Raw genomic sequence first — 15,852 nt, 5'->3', positions numbered from 1 at the left:
AGGAAGAAGGAGAAAATCGGAATGAAGATGAAAGACACGCTGCAACTTGGAAAAACAGCATTCCCAATGCGGGGGAATCTCCCGGTCAGAGAAGTCGAATGGCAAAAAGACTGGGAAGAAAAACAAATTTATGAAAAAAGACAGGAAATAAATAAAGGAAAGCCGACATTTATTTTGCATGACGGTCCTCCTTACGCAAATGGGAATATTCATTTAGGACATGCATTGAATAAAATCAGTAAAGACATTATCATACGTTCTAAATCCATGTCGGGATTTCGGTCTCCCTATGTTCCCGGTTGGGATACGCATGGGTTGCCCATCGAGCAGGTCTTGACGAATAAAGGCGTCGACCGGAAAAAAATGAGCCGTTCAGAATATTTGGATAAATGCCGCGATTACGCTTTATCGCAAATCGATACGCAGCGGGAAGATTTCAAACGATTAGGGGTGGCAGGAGACTGGGATAATCCTTACATCACGCTGACACCTGAGTACGAAGCCGCACAGATTCGTGTGTTTGGCAAGATGGCTGAAAAGGGTTATATTTACAAAGGGAAGAAGCCGATTTATTGGTCTCCTTCCAGTGAATCATCTTTAGCTGAAGCTGAAATTGAATACAAAGATGTGAAGTCTCCTTCTATTTACGTTGCTTTTAAAATGAAGGACGGCAAAGGTGTTATCGATGATGATGCCCAGCTGATTATTTGGACGACCACGCCATGGACATTGCCGGCTAACTTAGGTGTTTCCGTTCATCCTGATTTTGAGTATGTTGTGGTGCAAGCTCAAGGAGAAAAATATGTGGTGGCAAAAGAATTATTGTCACACGTGGCTGAGGAAATCGGCTGGGAAAATTATGAAGTTCTGAAAGAAATCAAAGGCAGCCAGATGGATCGGCTGATAGCACAGCATCCATTCTATGACCGTGATTCTCTTGTGTTAGTGGGAGACCATGTCACACTGGAAGCCGGTACAGGTCTTGTCCATACAGCACCAGGGCATGGGGATGATGACTATCAAATCGGACACAAATATGGTTTAGAAATTTTATCTCCCGTAGATAACCGAGGTGTGTTCACTGATGAAGCACCGGGATTTGAAGGCGTATTTTATGACAAAGCCAATCCGATGATCACAGAATTATTGAAGGAAAAAGGAGCATTGCTGAAACTAGATTTCTTTACCCATAGCTATCCTCATGATTGGCGTACGAAAAAACCGGTGATTTTTAGAGCCACACCGCAATGGTTTGCTTCCATCGATAAATTCAGAGAGAATATTTTATCTGAAATCGAGAAAGTCGATTGGATTATTCCATGGGGCAAAACTCGTCTATATAACATGGTGCGCGACCGGGGAGACTGGGTGATTTCTCGGCAACGGGCATGGGGAGTTCCTTTACCGATTTTTTATGCTGAAAACGGCGAAGCAATCATCACACCGGAAACGATTGAGCATGTGGCAAATTTATTTGCGGCTCACGGTTCACGGGTCTGGTATGACCGGGAAGCTGAGGAGTTGCTCCCTGAAGGCTTCACTCATGAAGGCAGTCCTAATGGGAAATTTACCAAAGAAAATGACATCATGGATGTCTGGTTTGATTCTGGTTCTTCTCACGAAGCGGTTTTGCGTACAAGAGATGATTTAAGTTTTCCTGCGGATATGTATCTTGAAGGGTCGGACCAATATCGCGGATGGTTTAACTCAAGTATCACTACCAGTGTTGCTATCAATGGTGTCGCACCTTATCGAGCCGTGTTATCCCAAGGTTTCACATTGGATGCACAAGGAAGAAAACAAAGTAAATCTTTAGGCAATACGATTGAGCCAGGCAAGGTAATCAAACAGATGGGTGCAGATATTTTACGACTTTGGGTTGCCAGCGTAGACTATGAGTCGGATGTGCGTGTGGATATGAATACACTCACGCAAATTTCTGAAATCTATCGTAAAATCCGTAACACCATGAGATTTTTATTGGCAAACACCAGTGATTTTGACCCTGCAAAACACCGCGTGGATTACCGGGAACTTCGCTCCGTGGATAAATATATGACGGTACGTCTGAATGAAGTGATCCGAGCAGTCAGAGAAAAAGGTTATGATAAATATTCTTTTTCTACTGTCTATAAAACAATCGTAAACTTCTGTACAGTAGATTTATCTGCATTCTATTTAGATTTTGCCAAGGATGTTGTTTATATCGAAGCTGAGGAAGATTACAGCCGCCGTTGTATGCAGACAGTTTTCTATGATGTGTTGGTAGCATTGACAAAATTATTGACGCCGATCTTGCCTCACACCAGCGAAGAAATCTGGCATTATTTAAAAGAAGAAGAAGAGTATGTTCAGTTGGCAGAAATGCCTGAAGCTGCTGATTTTGAAAATCAGGAAGAATTGATGGAAGAGTGGGCCGCCTTTATGAAAGTGCGGGACAATGTTTTGAAAGCTCTGGAAGAAGCCCGAAATGAAAAAATGATCGGGAAATCCTTTGAAGCAAAAGTCACTCTTTATCCAAATGAAGTGACAGAGGTTCTGTTTAAGAGTTTGGATACTGATTTGGCTCAATTACTGATTGTTTCACAGCTGGAAATCATGCCGGCAGGAACTGTCCCAAGTAAACAAGCTTTGACGTTCGACCAAGTGGCAGTGCTAGTGGAAAAAGCCGAAGGAGAAGTTTGCGAACGTTGCCGCGCAGTTAAGAAAGATGTGGGCAGCCATCAGCAGTTGCCGACACTGTGTCATCGTTGTGCGGACATTGTGGAAGAAAACTTTCCCGAAGCTGTGGCAGAAGGTTTCGAATAATTGAATTGAGAAAATAAAAAATCCCCTTAGTCAGGAAAATATCTGACTAAGGGGATAAAATTATCTTTCCCGTTCTTTTTGAAGGTCTTCGACTTCGATAACACCATAATTTCTACGTTCCAGCTGGTCGATAATCGTTTTTAATGCCTCTTCGGTAGTTTCGATCGGAAGTGTGAACAGCATTCTGCGGATGAATTCATCCTGTCCAACATCTAATGTGATACAGCTTGTGATGTTTACGTGTCTTGAAATGATTTTTGCTACGTTGGATAAGTCGCCCCGGTTGCCCGTTGTTGCAACAGTGATTACGTAACGGCCTTCGTTCACATTCCAAGATTGTGCCAAAATATTCAGCAATTTGCTGTGGGTGAGTATCCCATAAAATTGCTGGTGTTCATCTAGTACGGCAATGTACGGTAATTCTTTGATGGTAAAAAATATTTTGAAAAAAGAGGAGTCTAAATGTATGAACTTTGTGGCATTTTTCAATAAATGAGTCACAGGCAGCTGCATATCTTTGCCTTCAGATTTATGTTTGTAAATATGCATTTTATAAATATTTCCCCGAAAAATCTTTCCCGTATCATCAAGGATGGGCACACATCGAAACCCGGATTTTTCGAGTATTTCAAGAGCTTTTTCCAACGTGCAATTTTCATTGACCGTTGTCAGATCTCGTTTAGGTATACAGACTTGTTTAATTAGCATAGAAAGCATCCCTCCAATTCCTTTATCATCCCCATTTTATCATAAAAAGAAGAGACTGAATAGTTGTATCTTTTTGTTGCGCAGAATTGACACTAGGTTTGAATAATGGTAATGTATATGAGTAAACTCAAGTGAGAAGGCGCTGATATTATGGCAATTAAAAAAACTTCTCTAGCATGTTCGGTCTGCGGGTCTCGCAATTATTCAAAAGTGATCAGTGAGGGACAAAGAACAGAACGTTTAGAGCTGAAGAAATTTTGTAAATATTGTAAAAAACATACGATTCACAGGGAAACCAAGTAGCAGGAGGCTTAAAGGAATGAAATTTTTCAAGGAAACGGCTGAAGAGTTAAAACTTGTGACATGGCCGACAGGAAAAAAACTCCGTAAAGATGTAGCAATCGTTATCCAGACAGCAGTACTGTTTGTTATATTTTTCGGGATTGTTGACTATGCATTAAATATTTTGGTTACTTTTTTTGCTAAATAGCATGGGAAAACGAAAAACAATTGTTTTTCGTTTTTTAACTTTGAAAATTAGCACAATAAATTGCTAGCCAATGGACTGGTTCAGTGTTATACTGGTTTTGAGGAAAACTTCGGATGCGGCTGAGGTTTTTTTATTTTATAAGAAAGTAGGCATCGAAAAAAATGGAAACATTTGAAAAGCAATGGTATGTCCTGCACACATATTCGGGTTATGAGAATAAGGTAAAGGCAAACATTGAGTCACGTGCTCAAAGCATGGGAATGGAAGATTTTATTTTTCGTGTGGTAGTCCCGGAAGAAGAAGAGCGTGAAGTGAAAAATGGCAAAGAAAAAATCAACATGAAAAAAACTTTTCCTGGTTATGTGCTAGTTGAGATGGTCATGACAGATGATTCATGGTATGTGGTCAGAAACACACCTGGTGTTACAGGTTTTGTAGGTTCCCATGGTGCCGGAAGCAAACCTGCTCCGTTGTTAAGCGAAGAAATCGAAGTAATTTTACGGAAACTAGGCATGAGCAAACGTCACACAGAATTGAATGTTGATTTGGGAGACGTGGTAACCATCATTGAAGGAGCTTTTGCCAATTTGACAGGAGAAATTACGGAAATTGATAACGAGCGTCACAAACTGAAAGTAAATATTAACATGTTCGGACGTGAAACCTCCACTGAAGTTGATTTTGATCAAGTAGATAAACTATAAAACAGAAAAAAGTCATGCAAACTGTTAAGATTGCACGGCTTTTTTATTTTTCTGAGAGTTGTTTTATCTGATTATGTCAGAGAGTTAAAAACTACCCGTAAATTTGTTGACTTATCTTTTTGCCGGTAGGTGTTACTGCCAGGCCCCCCTCGGCAGTTTCTTTAAAGATTGAAGGCATTTGCATTCCCACACTATTCATCGCTTCGATGACTTCGTCTGGCGGGATGACACTGGTGATACCAGCTAATGCCATATCAGCCGTGATGTACGCTTGAGAGGCGCCCAAGGCATTTCTTTTTATACAAGGGACTTCGACTAGCCCGGCCACTGGATCACATATCAATCCCAGCATGTTTTTCAACGTCATAGCCACTGCCTGTGCACATTGTTCAGGAGTACCACCGGAAATTTCTACAAGTCCGGCACTTGCCATGGCGCTGGCTGATCCGACTTCAGCTTGACATCCGCCCGCAGCACCGCTGATGGAAGCGTTGTTGGCGATGACCAGACCGAAAGCTCCTGCTGTGAATAAAAATTGCAGTTGTTGTTCTTCGTTCAATTGTCTTTGCTCGGTCACTGCTGCCAGTACACCAGCGGCTACTCCCGCACTGCCGGCAGTAGGGTTGGCGCAAATCAATCCCATCTGCGCGTTCACTTCATTGACGGCGATGGCATTTTGTACCGCAGTCAAAATGTATTCACCGCTAAGAAAGTTTTCTTCATTGAGATAAGAGTGCAATCTTTTGGCATCTCCGCCTGTCAGTCCGGTGACTGAAGTTACTCCTGCCACTCCTTTTTCAATTGATTGAAACATGACCTCTTTTTTTCTTTTCATAAGTGCTAATATTTCTTCTCTGCTGGTTTTCATTTGGGCCATTTCTACTTGAATCATTGCTTCAGCGACGGATCCCCAATGATTAGCCAGCTCGACTAATTCTTCGATTGTGTTAAACATTTTAACCTCCTAAACAAAGAAAGCGACTTTGTGAACGTGTGGAATTTCTTTGATTTTTTCAATAGTATCTGTTATCGGATGTTCATCAATCTCAAGTATCATAATCGCTTGTTCACCTTTGGCTGCCCGTGAATCGGTTATTGTGGCGATATTGATATTTTTTTGACGGAAGACATCGGTCACTTCAGCGATTACTCCAGGCACGTCTTGGTGAACGATTAGGACTGTCGGTGTTCCCAAATTGATATGGATTTTAAATCCATTTAGCTCTGATATTTGAATGTTTCCTCCGCCGATGGAAATCCCGGTAATCCGCATTTTTCTTTCGCCTTTTTTCAAGATCAAAGTGACTTGATTAGGGTGCTCAGCCGCTTCTTTTTTAGGGATGAACAAAACTTCCATTTTGTGTTCATAGGCGATTTTTAAAGAGTCAGCTAGTCTGGGATCGTCTGGTTCCATGCCAAGCAGTCCGCCCACAATGGCAATATCCGTACCATGTCCCCGGTAAGTTTTTGCAAAAGATTCGTAAAGCAAGATGTCCACCGTTTCGGGTTGTTCTCCAAAAATTTGACGTACGACTTTTCCGATGCGTGCTGCACCTGCTGTGTGGGAGCTGCTGGGACCGACCATGACAGGCCCAATTATATCAAACACGCTTTTAAACTGGTTGTTGCTCATCGGCAAAACCCCTTTCAAGTTTATCCGTCCCCATCTTAACATAAAAATGGGATTTTCCAACTAATAACTGTTATATAATTAATCAAATTAGAAAAAATTTATTTGATGTTAAAGAATCAGTTATGTTAATGATTATGCGCAACAGTCATCCGCTTTCTAAGCTTAAAACATGGACTCTAGTGTCTCTTGAATTCTCCCGAACTTTTGTGAATCCGACAGTGACAACTGAGATCAAATTGTAAGAAAAGCATTCTAATTTAATTCTGATAAAGAATGCACGTCAAATCAAGGGAAATAATCTTGCTTTTTCTAGAAATCATTGTATAATATATGGGTGTGTAAATTTCACACTTCTTTGCGAAAAGAATCGTGGGAGGAGAAATCTTAGCTCCAATTAACCACATCACGGACTTAAGGAGGTATGTCACGTGGCAAAAAAAGTAGACAAAATTGTTAAGTTACAAATTCCAGCTGGGAAAGCAACACCGGCACCACCGGTAGGACCAGCATTGGGACAAGCAGGTGTCAACATTATGGGATTCACTAAAGAGTTTAACGCTCGTACACAAGATCAAATCGGTTTGATCATCCCAGTAGTAATTTCTGTATATGAAGACCGTTCATTTACATTTATTACAAAAACACCGCCGGCAGCTGTTCTTTTGAAAAAAGCAGCAAAAGTAGACAAAGGTTCTGGAGAGCCGAACAAAAACAAAGTTGCTAAAGTAACGAAAGCGCAAGTACAAGAAATTGCTGAACTTAAAATGGAAGATCTAAACGCAGCTGATGTTGAAGCAGCTATGCGCATGGTCGAAGGTACTGCAAGAAGCATGGGGATTACAGTCGAATAATTTTTAGTAATCACAAAGAAGTAGCTTCTCAGTCAGTTTATATTGAAAAATATAAATCACGTGGGAGGTTCTACCGTTATAACCACAATCAAGGAGGAAACAAAATGGCTAAAAAAGGCAAGAAAATGCAAGAAGCTTTGAAAAAAGTTGATAACACAAAAAATTATGATTTAGCTGAAGCAATCGCTTTGGCTAAAGAAATAGATTTCGCTAAATTTGATGCAACAGTCGAAGTTGCTTATCGTTTAAGCGTAGATCCTAAGAAAGCAGATCAGCAAATCCGTGGAGCGGTCGTTTTGCCAAACGGAACAGGGAAGACTCAATCTGTTTTGGTTTTTGCTAAAGGCGATAAGGCTAAGGAAGCTGAAGCAGCAGGAGCTGACTATGTGGGAGACGCAGACTTGGTACAAAAAATCCAAGGCGGCTGGTTCGATTTTGACGTTGTTGTAGCAACTCCGGACATGATGGCTGAAGTTGGTAAATTGGGCCGTGTGTTGGGACCTAAAGGACTGATGCCTAACCCTAAAACCGGCACAGTAACTATGGACGTTACAAAAGCGGTTGAAGAAGTCAAAGCTGGTAAAGTGACTTACCGTGTAGACCCGCAAGGAAACATTCACATGCCAATGGGGAAAGTTTCATTTGCTGACGACAAGCTAATCGAAAACTTCCAAACTATCCATGACGTGATCTTGAAAGCAAAACCTGCTTCTGCAAAAGGAAATTATATTAAAAACCTGGTGATCACAACTACATTGGGCCCTGGCATCAAAGTGGACGTTCAATCTTTGTAATAAAAAATACTTGACCTAGACGGCTTTACATGATAAGGTTGTCTAGGTTAAATAAAATAATTTAATTATGTACCGAAGACAGCAGGTGGCTGATGCCTTAATTTCCTGCCGAGGACCACATTGAGTATGATCAATAGTCCCTCTATGTCAACGGTGGCATGGAGTTTTTTTGTTTCTCCGTCAGCGCTTTTAGGCTTTCAAAGCCTTGCTGCTGACAGGACATAGACTCTCCACCATCTATTATTACGGAGGTGAATTTAATCAATGACCAACAAAGTGATTGAAAAAAAAGCACAACTAGTAGAAGAAATCGCAGAGAAATTTGACCAGGCAGCATCTGTTGTGGTAGTTGACTACCGCGGACTGACCGTGGCAGAAGTGACTGAGTTGCGTAAACAATTGCGCGACAGCGGTGTGGAAATGCGGGTAATCAAAAACTCTATTTTACGACGTGCTGTTGAGAAAGTTGGCTTGGAAGGTTTGGATGAAGTATTCACTGGACCTACAGCTGTGGCTTTCAGTAACGAAGACGTAGTATCACCTGCAAAAATCATTGCTGATTTTGCTAAAAATGCAGAAGCATTGGAAATCAAAGGTGGTATCATTGAAGGAAAAGTTTCTTCAATCGAACAAATCGTTGCATTGGCCAAATTGCCAAACCGCGAAGGCTTGCTTTCAATGTTGCTTTCAGTCCTTCAAGCTCCTGTACGCAACGTGGCATATGCTGTCAAAGCAGTGGCAGAGGCAAAAGAAGGGGAAGCAGCTTAATTTCTGCTTAAAATTTTCGTATCAAAACTAACATATATAATGGAGGAATATAAAATGGCATTAAATATTGAACAAATCATTGCTGATTTGAAAGAATCAAGCATTTTAGAACTAAGCGAATTAGTTTCAGCTATCGAAGAAGAATTTGGTGTATCAGCTGCAGCACCTGTTGCTGCTGCAGGTGGCGCTGGTGATGGTGCTGCTGCTGAAGAACAAACTGAATTTACAGTTGAATTGACAGCAATCGGCGACCAAAAAGTTAAAGTTATCAAAGCAGTTCGTGAAGCAACTGGCCTAGGCTTGAAAGAAGCTAAAGCTGTTGTTGATGGAGCTCCAGGACCAATCAAAGAAGGCGTTGCTAAAGAAGAAGCAGAAGCTTTGAAAGCAGCTCTAGAAGAAGTTGGCGCTTCAGTAGAATTAAAATAATCATTTTAAAAGACGTTGCGAAAGCAGCGTCTTTTTTTCTGAAAAAAACTGACCCCTAAAAATTAGAGATCACTCTAACTTTTGGGGTCATCTATTTTTATTCCAGCAGATTATTTCCAATTGAAATAGATGATAAATAACAAAACCAGGACACTAATATTTAGGAACAGTTCCCGCTTGCGGAAGTTTTTCATGAGACTTGATACTAAAAAGATTGCGGCTGAACCAAGGGATGCCACGATGAATACTGCGAAAGACAGTTGTTTTTTCAGGTTAAAAAAATATAGAGCAGATCCGGTGATAATCACAAAAACAACACTGAGCAAACTGAAAATTCTTTGCCGGTTTAAGTAAGAATATATTTTCTGAATGATTGATGTGTGCCATAAAATAACGCAGGCACTGACTGTAAACAAAAGAGCCAATTCCAGTTTAAAGGAAAAAGAATCAGACAGATAGACCATCATGTTTAAAACGATGCCTTTAAAAAAAGCTTGAGTGACGGTATAAAGAAAAGAGTCAGGGTAGTGATAAATACTGGAAAAAGATAAAAATTGAAAAGCTTCATAACCGACTAAAATGACCCCGAATTGCCACGTCGTATTCATGCCGTATAAAATAATCAACAAAGAAGAAATTGCTAATTTGACACTGTATAATTGAACAGAAAGTTTTCTTCCAGATTGATAACGGTCTCTGATTAAAGCCATAAAAAATTCAGATAACAGCAGGTAGCCAACAAATATCAGCAAGTGAATTGAAAAATAACGGCCTGTTTTATTCAGCAGCATTCCCGGAAGAAAACTGATGATGGTTTGAATTACTGCATTTAATAGAATAAATGAAAAATTAAAAGATTGATTATTTATTTTGTTCACTTTACGTCTCCTCTTCAAGTAGATGACTTATGTTAATAATCCTATAGAAAGAACATAATTTCGTCAAGTAGGGATTGCTTTTTAAATAAGTATGGTGTTTTACTTTAAATTTGTTATACTAAGAACGTTGCAAGATTCCCGATAGGATTTAAAAAGCTGTTTTTTTAAAGATGCCTTGTAACCGAAAAATAATAATGGGGGAATATTAATAATGGAAAAAAAACTATTTACTTCAGAATCTGTTTCTGAAGGCCATCCGGATAAAGTGGCAGATCAAATCAGTGATGCGATTTTAGATGCTTTATTGGAACAGGACCCGCATGCCCGGGTTGCTTGTGAAGCAGCAGTCACCACTGGCTTGGTATTTGTATTTGGAGAAATATCTACGACAGGGTATGTGGATATTCAGAAAGTAGTACGCCAAACGATTAAAGATATCGGCTACACTCGGGCCAAATTCGGCTTTGACGGAGATACTTGTGCTGTCATGGTAGCAATCGACGAACAGTCGCCGGACATTGCCCAAGGGGTGGACAATGCGTTGGAGACGAGAGAAGAACAAGGAGAAAAGGATATCGGAGCTGGAGATCAGGGCTTGATGTTTGGGTTTGCCTGTGATGAAACGCCTGAGCTGATGCCTTTGCCTATTTCGTTAAGTCACCGCTTGGTACGGCGCTTGTCAGAATTAAGGAAGAGTAAAGAACTTCCTTATTTAAGACCAGATGCCAAATCCCAAGTAACAGTAGAGTATGATGCCAAGAGTCAGCCTAAACGTATTGATACAGTAGTTATCAGCACTCAACACGAAGATGGGGTGTCCTTGGAACAAATCAAAGAAGATATCATGGAGCATGTGGTTCGTTTTGTGATACCCGCTGAATTACTTGATGAAAAAACACGTTATTTTATCAATCCAACAGGGCGTTTTGTGATCGGCGGACCCCAAGGAGATGCGGGTTTGACCGGAAGAAAAATCATCGTGGATACTTACGGCGGCTATGCCCGTCATGGCGGGGGAGCATTTTCCGGGAAAGACGGAACAAAAGTAGACCGCTCTGCCAGTTATGCAGCAAGATACATTGCAAAAAATATTGTAGCTGCGAAGTTGGCAAAAAAATGCGAAGTGCAGCTGGCTTATGCCATTGGAGTTGCCCATCCAGTGTCAATCGCTATTGATACATTCGGCACGGGAACAGTATCAGAGGAACGGCTAGTTGAAGCAGTACGAGCTAATTTTGACTTGCGTCCCCAAGGTATCATCCAGATGCTGGACTTGACAAAACCTATTTACAAACAGACGGCGGCTTATGGTCATTTCGGCCGGACAGATGTTGAATTCACTTGGGAAAAGACAGATAAAGTAGAGGCACTTTTGGCCAGTTTGGCAGAATAAACAAAGACTTTGACAGGCACATATCAGCCTTGTCAAAGTCTTTTTTGTAAGATAAATGAATCGCAGAATTTTAAGGAGCATTTTTCCTTAATTTCTTTTCGATACAAATCAATATTGGCGGAGCATTTTTCTGATTGATAAACTGATAATTCAATACATTGAACGCTTCTTGTGGGATTGTTCTGACAAATTCAAGGACGCTTTCTTTTTCCTGTTTTCCTCCAGGGTGACCGTAGTAAATGACGATGACGATACGACCGCCTTTTTCCAGATGAGCCATCAATGCAGAGAGTGCAGTGATGGTTGTTTTTCCCTGTGTGATGATTTGTTTATCTCCTTTAGGCAGGTAGCCTAAGTTGAAAACAGCCGCTTTGATTCGCTCATTTTTAGTCAGAATGTCCCTGATAGTTTCATGACCTTGTAAATATAGCCGGGTTTGAGAAGCCAGTTGCTGCTCAATTAATTTTTGCTCTGTGGTTTCGATTGCTTGAACTTGAACATCACAGCCGATGACTTTGCCTTGCTCTCCCACGAGTTTGGCGAGGAACAAGGTGTCATTGCCGTTTCCGACAGTGGCATCTACTACAGTATCTCCAGAGACGATAACCTCTGCCAGCAACTGATGACCAAATTTTAATGCACTGGCTAACATGATTGTCTGTTCCCTTCGTGTCTGACGTTATAAATCCCTTGATAAGTTTGACGTCGTTTCATCTCATCATCGATGGCATTTAGTATTTCCCATTTATTGATACTCCACATAGGACCGACTAAAGCATCTCTGGGAGCATCACCTGTCAAACGGTGAATGATGATTTCCGGGGGAATCATTTCAAGTTGATCACAAACTAAACTCACATACTCTTCCTGACTCATGAATTTCAAATTTCCATTGGCATGATCACGCAGCATCCGAGTATTTTTCATCAAATGAAGCAGATGGATTTTGATTCCTTGGATGTCAGAATCTAAAATGGTACGGCGGACATTTTCCCGCATCATTTCTGGTGTTTCCTGCGGCAGACCGTTGATCAGGTGGGTACAGACCCGTATCTGATGTTTGCGAAGTTTCGCCACACCGTCCAGATAAGTTTGGTAGTCATGGGCACGATTGATATTGCGGCTTGTTTTTTCATGGACTGTTTGCAGTCCCAACTCTACCCAAAGATAAAGCCGTTCATTCAACTCTGCCAAATACTCCACCACATCATCAGGCAGACAATCGGGCCGTGTGCCGACTGAAAGTCCTATGACCCCTTTTTCATTAATGACTTGTTCAAAACGATGACGGATGACGTCCACAGAGGCATGAGTGTTTGTAAAATTTTGGAAATAGACGATGTATTTATTGACTGACGGCCATTTTTCGTGCATCCGTGCCACTTCTTTTTGATATTGAACGGGCAATGGGTCCTTCGGTGCCAAAATGGCGTCTCCTGAACCGGAAAGACTGCAGAAAGTACAACCGCCGTATGCCGCTGTTCCGTCACGGTTTGGACAATCAAAGCCGCCGTCAATGGTCACTTTGAAGACTTTCTCGCCAAATTTTTTTCTAAATGCATAGTTCAGGGTATGAAATCGTTTGTTTGGATCATTGGAGTAGACAAAATTCATGACAAGACTCTCTTTCTTATGAATGATGGAATAGTTGTTTGAAACGGTACTTGGCAAAAACAGGATAACTCAAACCCAGCCAACTGAGTGCTAATAAATACCCTGCCAGTACATCTGAAGGATAGTGCACTCCCAGATAAATACGGCTGATACCGATCAGCAATATCAAAAGGGCGAGGACGAGCTGTGCGATTTTAGCCCAAATATTTAGTCTGACATAGGGGGCCAAAATAATAATCAATGTGCCGTACATTAAAATTGAAATCATGGCATGCCCGCTGGGAAAACTAAAATGAGTTGCCGAAACCAGATGGCTGATGGAAGGGCGCGGGCGTTCAAATAAGAATTTAATCAGAAAATTCACGCCGGCAGAAAGGGCGCAATTGATTATCAGCCAAGCACACTCCACCTTTTTCTTATGTTGCCAAAGAAAAGCCGCAACAACAAGTAATAAAAAAATGACAGTGGCAGCATTGCCGAATTTGGTAAACCAGATAAACATACTGGTCAGAGTTGCTGAACGATGGCCGGCAACAGCCGTTATAATAGGCAGATCGATTTTTAATAGCCATTCTTCGTAAAATTTAGCCGTATAGCCAAGAATCATAAAAAGAACCAGTGCTGAGCTGGCATAAAATTGTAAGAATAATGTTTTATTTGTGTGTTTCAATTGGGTGCCTCTTTTCAATTAGTAAAAGCTCTTTAGAGTTCTAAAGAGCTTTTTCATTATAACATAGATTTTATTTAAGTAGAGATTAAAGTTCATTGACTATCAGAGCTTAATAGTGGTAGTAAATGCCGAACAATTGATTATTTGGCCAATAGCTATTATGAAAATCGATTCGAGAGTCTTCCATCACTGCTTCATCTTTGCCATCAATGCGATAATGATCAATAGTATCTGGATCTGCCTTTTCGTCTAACTGGATTTCTCCCTCTTCTTCATCGTAGCCAATGGGAATCAGCTGATACACTCTGACGACGCCCAAATCAGACTGGAGAGTCATTGTATGATCCGCCTTGTCATCGCCGAATGCCGTTTTTTCTTCATTGAACAGTAAAGTATCTGGACTGTTTTTGACTTGGATATTGACTTGGGATTTTGCTTTTTCTCTCAATATGGAAATGACTTTGCCGTTCTTTGAAGTCAATTGAACATCCTCGGTCAGTTTGGAAGCAAGGTGATAAATATCGCCTGTTTCCGAAACAGCTTGGATAGGGCCTTTAATTTCCTCTAGTGTAATATCCCCTTTTTTATTTTCCAACGTTAATTTTTTTGCCGTAACATTCCAAAGTTGAATGTCTCCTGACTGCGAAACAAGCTGGGTATCTTCTGCTAAGGTGGTTCGTTCAAGGGCGATGAAAGCCGCTTTTCCTTTAACGGTTGATTTCCCGGTGATATTGCTGTCGTTCAGGTGGACAGAGCCGCTGTCGACTGCACTTTCAAACTCATGGATATCGATGTCATAAAAATGCGTGTCTGTATTGGTAGCATTCAGGGAAAGTTTGTCCAAGGTCAACTGGCTGAAGTTCAAGGAAGTATGCTGACTGGAATTTGATTGAATATGAAGTTTCTTGATACTGTCAGGAATGGTTACTTCTAATTCGTTTCCGGTATGAACGCCTATCTGCAAGTCTTCAGGCAGAGGACTTGTATTATCAAGTGTGAAAGCTAATTCTGCGGTTTTTCCCTTTTCGTTAAAATCGTAAGCCGTTTTGGTGGGCATGAACCGATCCTTAATCGTTATATGGTCACTTTCGCTTCGGCCGATCTGCAAGTTTATCCGGCTGGCATTGTCAATGCGCAAGGTTAATTCTTCCACCTCTTTATTTAGTGCCAAGTCCACATCCAGCCGGTCCTTGCTCACTTGACCGATACCAATGCCGACCCCGACTGCTCCGGCGACGAGGGCTAAAACAGCAATAATTAAAATATACTTTGTACTCTTTTTCATTGTTGACTACCCCTCAGTATTCTTAGATTGGATTGGATGTAATATCTTGAGAATCGCAGGAAATAGATGGTCAAGGCTCTTAAAATCACGAAACCAATCAAGCCCAGTCCAAACAAGACGATCGTTCCTGACAATGTAAGGAGCCGGTAGGATGTGAATGGAATAAAAAAGCTGATGATACCTAAAATTGGCGTAAGCAAAAGGATAATATTTGTTATCCAAAGACCGATTAAAACCATTACGGCGGCGAAAAGTACCCAAACCATGAAAAATAAATTAAAAAAGAGGATTCCTGTAATCTGACAGAATCTTAAAAAAGCTGACGGTTTTTTTGGCGGTGCAGCATAGCGCTGATCATAGCTGTGATAGTAGTCAAACCCGTCGTCTTGGCTGTAATTATCAGGAGTTACTTCTTCCCAATCATGGTAGGCATTCGATTCTGCCGTAGGCTGGATGTTAAGGTCTTTTAAAATTTCATGGGCAATCTCCACTGGAGACCCAAGTTCTTTTGAAATTTCTTGTTCTGTTTTCCCGGCCAGTTCACCTTCTGCAAATTTTTTTTCAAAGGTTTCAAGTACAGCAACCAGTTGAGCATTATATAAAGGACGCAATTGAATTTTTAATTCCGTCATGAAATGTTCCTTGTTCATAGAGATCCTCTTTTCTTTACATTGATTTCTATACTCAATATATAGTTTTTTCAGCATGATTACAATAGGATTGGGCCAAAATCGGCCTTAAGTATGAGGGAGGATTAGACTTGAGTTTTATTGATTTATCGCCTTTAATAGGTTTCGACTAGCAGTTTTTTATCAATGGAGATTTTTCTG

General features: G+C 40.9%; 18 protein-coding genes, 1 riboswitch and 1 other annotated feature. Of the genes, 9 read left to right on the top strand and 9 right to left on the bottom strand.

Annotated elements, in window-relative coordinates:
* Positions 1–21 precede the first annotated feature (21 nt).
* Positions 22–2,808, top strand: a complete 2,787-nt coding sequence (gene ileS / locus AC4PHI_RS09355) for an isoleucine--tRNA ligase (protein WP_492199644.1) — start codon at positions 22–24, stop codon at positions 2,806–2,808.
* Positions 2,809–2,868: 60 nt separating this feature from the next.
* Here the strand turns inward: ileS and cbpA are convergent, their stop codons facing one another.
* The gene (cbpA, locus tag AC4PHI_RS09350) at positions 2,869–3,516 is read right to left on the bottom strand and encodes a cyclic di-AMP binding protein CbpA (protein WP_492199643.1); all 648 of its coding nucleotides are present in this window, start codon (positions 3,514–3,516) and stop codon (positions 2,869–2,871) included.
* Between the two features lie 150 nt (positions 3,517–3,666).
* Here cbpA and rpmG point away from each other — a divergent pair, with 150 nt between their 5' ends.
* The 3 genes from rpmG to nusG all read left to right on the top strand — a co-directional run bounded on the left by rpmG (position 3,667) and on the right by nusG (position 4,710).
* Positions 3,667–3,819, top strand: coding sequence for a 50S ribosomal protein L33 (rpmG, locus tag AC4PHI_RS09345; protein ID WP_126808097.1), 153 nt, complete (start codon positions 3,667–3,669; stop codon positions 3,817–3,819).
* 16 nt (positions 3,820–3,835) lie between these two features.
* Complete coding sequence (secE, locus tag AC4PHI_RS09340) at positions 3,836–4,006, top strand: preprotein translocase subunit SecE (RefSeq protein WP_492199642.1); 171 nt, start codon at positions 3,836–3,838, stop codon at positions 4,004–4,006.
* Positions 4,007–4,167: 161 nt separating this feature from the next.
* The gene (nusG, locus tag AC4PHI_RS09335; RefSeq protein ID WP_492199641.1) at positions 4,168–4,710 is read left to right on the top strand and encodes a transcription termination/antitermination protein NusG; all 543 of its coding nucleotides are present in this window, start codon (positions 4,168–4,170) and stop codon (positions 4,708–4,710) included.
* A gap of 91 nt (positions 4,711–4,801) precedes the next feature.
* On the opposite strand, the gene sdaAA is transcribed toward nusG, so the two are convergent.
* Entirely contained in the window at positions 4,802–5,665 is an 864-nt protein-coding gene (gene sdaAA, locus AC4PHI_RS09330; protein WP_492199640.1) for an L-serine ammonia-lyase, iron-sulfur-dependent, subunit alpha, read from the bottom strand.
* A gap of 9 nt (positions 5,666–5,674) precedes the next feature.
* Positions 5,675–6,343, bottom strand: coding sequence for an L-serine ammonia-lyase, iron-sulfur-dependent subunit beta (sdaAB, locus tag AC4PHI_RS09325; protein WP_492199639.1), 669 nt, complete (start codon positions 6,341–6,343; stop codon positions 5,675–5,677).
* A gap of 428 nt (positions 6,344–6,771) precedes the next feature.
* Between sdaAB and rplK the strand changes: the two genes are divergently transcribed.
* From rplK to rplL, 4 genes are all read left to right on the top strand, one after another.
* On the top strand, positions 6,772–7,194 hold the full coding sequence (gene rplK, locus AC4PHI_RS09320) for a 50S ribosomal protein L11 (RefSeq protein WP_492199638.1): 423 nt from the start codon (positions 6,772–6,774) through the stop codon (positions 7,192–7,194).
* Between the two features lie 104 nt (positions 7,195–7,298).
* Positions 7,299–7,988 (top strand): 50S ribosomal protein L1, encoded by a 690-nt coding sequence (gene rplA / locus AC4PHI_RS09315; RefSeq protein ID WP_492199637.1) that lies wholly within the window; start codon positions 7,299–7,301, stop codon positions 7,986–7,988.
* Between the two features lie 54 nt (positions 7,989–8,042).
* Positions 8,043–8,168, top strand: a sequence feature (ribosomal protein L10 leader region).
* 84 nt (positions 8,169–8,252) lie between these two features.
* On the top strand, positions 8,253–8,756 hold the full coding sequence (rplJ, locus tag AC4PHI_RS09310) for a 50S ribosomal protein L10 (protein WP_492199636.1): 504 nt from the start codon (positions 8,253–8,255) through the stop codon (positions 8,754–8,756).
* A gap of 54 nt (positions 8,757–8,810) precedes the next feature.
* Positions 8,811–9,182 (top strand): 50S ribosomal protein L7/L12, encoded by a 372-nt coding sequence (gene rplL, locus AC4PHI_RS09305; protein WP_492199635.1) that lies wholly within the window; start codon positions 8,811–8,813, stop codon positions 9,180–9,182.
* A 110-nt stretch (positions 9,183–9,292) separates the two neighbouring features.
* Here the strand turns inward: rplL and AC4PHI_RS09300 are convergent, their stop codons facing one another.
* Positions 9,293–10,060: a hypothetical protein gene (locus tag AC4PHI_RS09300; protein WP_492199634.1), complete on the bottom strand. Its 768-nt coding sequence runs from the start codon at positions 10,058–10,060 to the stop codon at positions 9,293–9,295.
* Positions 10,061–10,182: 122 nt separating this feature from the next.
* A riboswitch (SMK box riboswitch) is annotated at positions 10,183–10,274 on the top strand.
* Here AC4PHI_RS09300 and metK point away from each other — a divergent pair.
* Positions 10,269–11,453 carry a methionine adenosyltransferase gene (gene metK, locus AC4PHI_RS09295; protein ID WP_492201574.1) on the top strand — a complete coding sequence of 395 codons (1,185 nt, stop codon included), beginning with the start codon at positions 10,269–10,271 and terminating at the stop codon, positions 11,451–11,453. It overlaps the preceding riboswitch by 6 nt.
* Positions 11,454–11,523: 70 nt before the next feature.
* On the opposite strand, the gene mnmM is transcribed toward metK, so the two are convergent.
* From mnmM to AC4PHI_RS09270, 5 genes are all read right to left on the bottom strand, one after another.
* Entirely contained in the window at positions 11,524–12,105 is a 582-nt protein-coding gene (gene mnmM, locus AC4PHI_RS09290; protein ID WP_492199633.1) for a tRNA 5-(aminomethyl)-2-thiouridylate-methyltransferase MnmM, read from the bottom strand.
* On the bottom strand, positions 12,099–13,067 hold the full coding sequence (gene mnmL, locus AC4PHI_RS09285) for a tRNA modification radical SAM protein MnmL/YtqA (RefSeq protein WP_492199632.1): 969 nt from the start codon (positions 13,065–13,067) through the stop codon (positions 12,099–12,101). The genes mnmM and mnmL overlap by 7 nt, the downstream gene beginning before the upstream one ends.
* A 16-nt stretch (positions 13,068–13,083) precedes the next feature.
* The gene (locus AC4PHI_RS09280; protein ID WP_492199631.1) at positions 13,084–13,737 is read right to left on the bottom strand and encodes a phosphatase PAP2 family protein; all 654 of its coding nucleotides are present in this window, start codon (positions 13,735–13,737) and stop codon (positions 13,084–13,086) included.
* A gap of 109 nt (positions 13,738–13,846) precedes the next feature.
* Positions 13,847–15,022 (bottom strand): DUF4097 family beta strand repeat-containing protein, encoded by a 1,176-nt coding sequence (locus AC4PHI_RS09275; protein WP_492199630.1) that lies wholly within the window; start codon positions 15,020–15,022, stop codon positions 13,847–13,849.
* A complete protein-coding gene (locus AC4PHI_RS09270; protein ID WP_492199629.1) occupies positions 15,019–15,672 on the bottom strand; it encodes a DUF1700 domain-containing protein in 654 nt (217 codons plus the stop codon). Before AC4PHI_RS09270 ends, AC4PHI_RS09275 begins: the two co-directional genes overlap by 4 nt.
* Between the last annotated feature and the right edge of the window lie 180 nt (positions 15,673–15,852).

The sequence above is a fragment of the Vagococcus sp. QWL-13 genome (genome assembly GCF_058683555.1).
Note: the sequence above shows the minus strand (reverse complement) of the source record. Positions and strands in the feature narration are given on the sequence as shown.

Coding starts and splice junctions, on each gene's coding strand:
- mnmM (WP_492199633.1), bottom strand. CDS start 12,105: ATGTTAGCCAGTGCATTAAAATTTGGTCATCAGTTGCTGGCAGAGGTT.
- rpmG (WP_126808097.1), top strand. CDS start 3,667: ATGGCAATTAAAAAAACTTCTCTAGCATGTTCGGTCTGCGGGTCTCGC.
- rplL (WP_492199635.1), top strand. CDS start 8,811: ATGGCATTAAATATTGAACAAATCATTGCTGATTTGAAAGAATCAAGC.
- rplJ (WP_492199636.1), top strand. CDS start 8,253: ATGACCAACAAAGTGATTGAAAAAAAAGCACAACTAGTAGAAGAAATC.
- nusG (WP_492199641.1), top strand. CDS start 4,168: ATGGAAACATTTGAAAAGCAATGGTATGTCCTGCACACATATTCGGGT.
- rplA (WP_492199637.1), top strand. CDS start 7,299: ATGGCTAAAAAAGGCAAGAAAATGCAAGAAGCTTTGAAAAAAGTTGAT.
- sdaAA (WP_492199640.1), bottom strand. CDS start 5,665: ATGTTTAACACAATCGAAGAATTAGTCGAGCTGGCTAATCATTGGGGA.
- AC4PHI_RS09275 (WP_492199630.1), bottom strand. CDS start 15,022: ATGAAAAAGAGTACAAAGTATATTTTAATTATTGCTGTTTTAGCCCTC.
- ileS (WP_492199644.1), top strand. CDS start 22: ATGAAGATGAAAGACACGCTGCAACTTGGAAAAACAGCATTCCCAATG.
- cbpA (WP_492199643.1), bottom strand. CDS start 3,516: ATGCTAATTAAACAAGTCTGTATACCTAAACGAGATCTGACAACGGTC.
- AC4PHI_RS09270 (WP_492199629.1), bottom strand. CDS start 15,672: ATGAACAAGGAACATTTCATGACGGAATTAAAAATTCAATTGCGTCCT.
- secE (WP_492199642.1), top strand. CDS start 3,836: ATGAAATTTTTCAAGGAAACGGCTGAAGAGTTAAAACTTGTGACATGG.
- mnmL (WP_492199632.1), bottom strand. CDS start 13,067: ATGAATTTTGTCTACTCCAATGATCCAAACAAACGATTTCATACCCTG.
- sdaAB (WP_492199639.1), bottom strand. CDS start 6,343: ATGAGCAACAACCAGTTTAAAAGCGTGTTTGATATAATTGGGCCTGTC.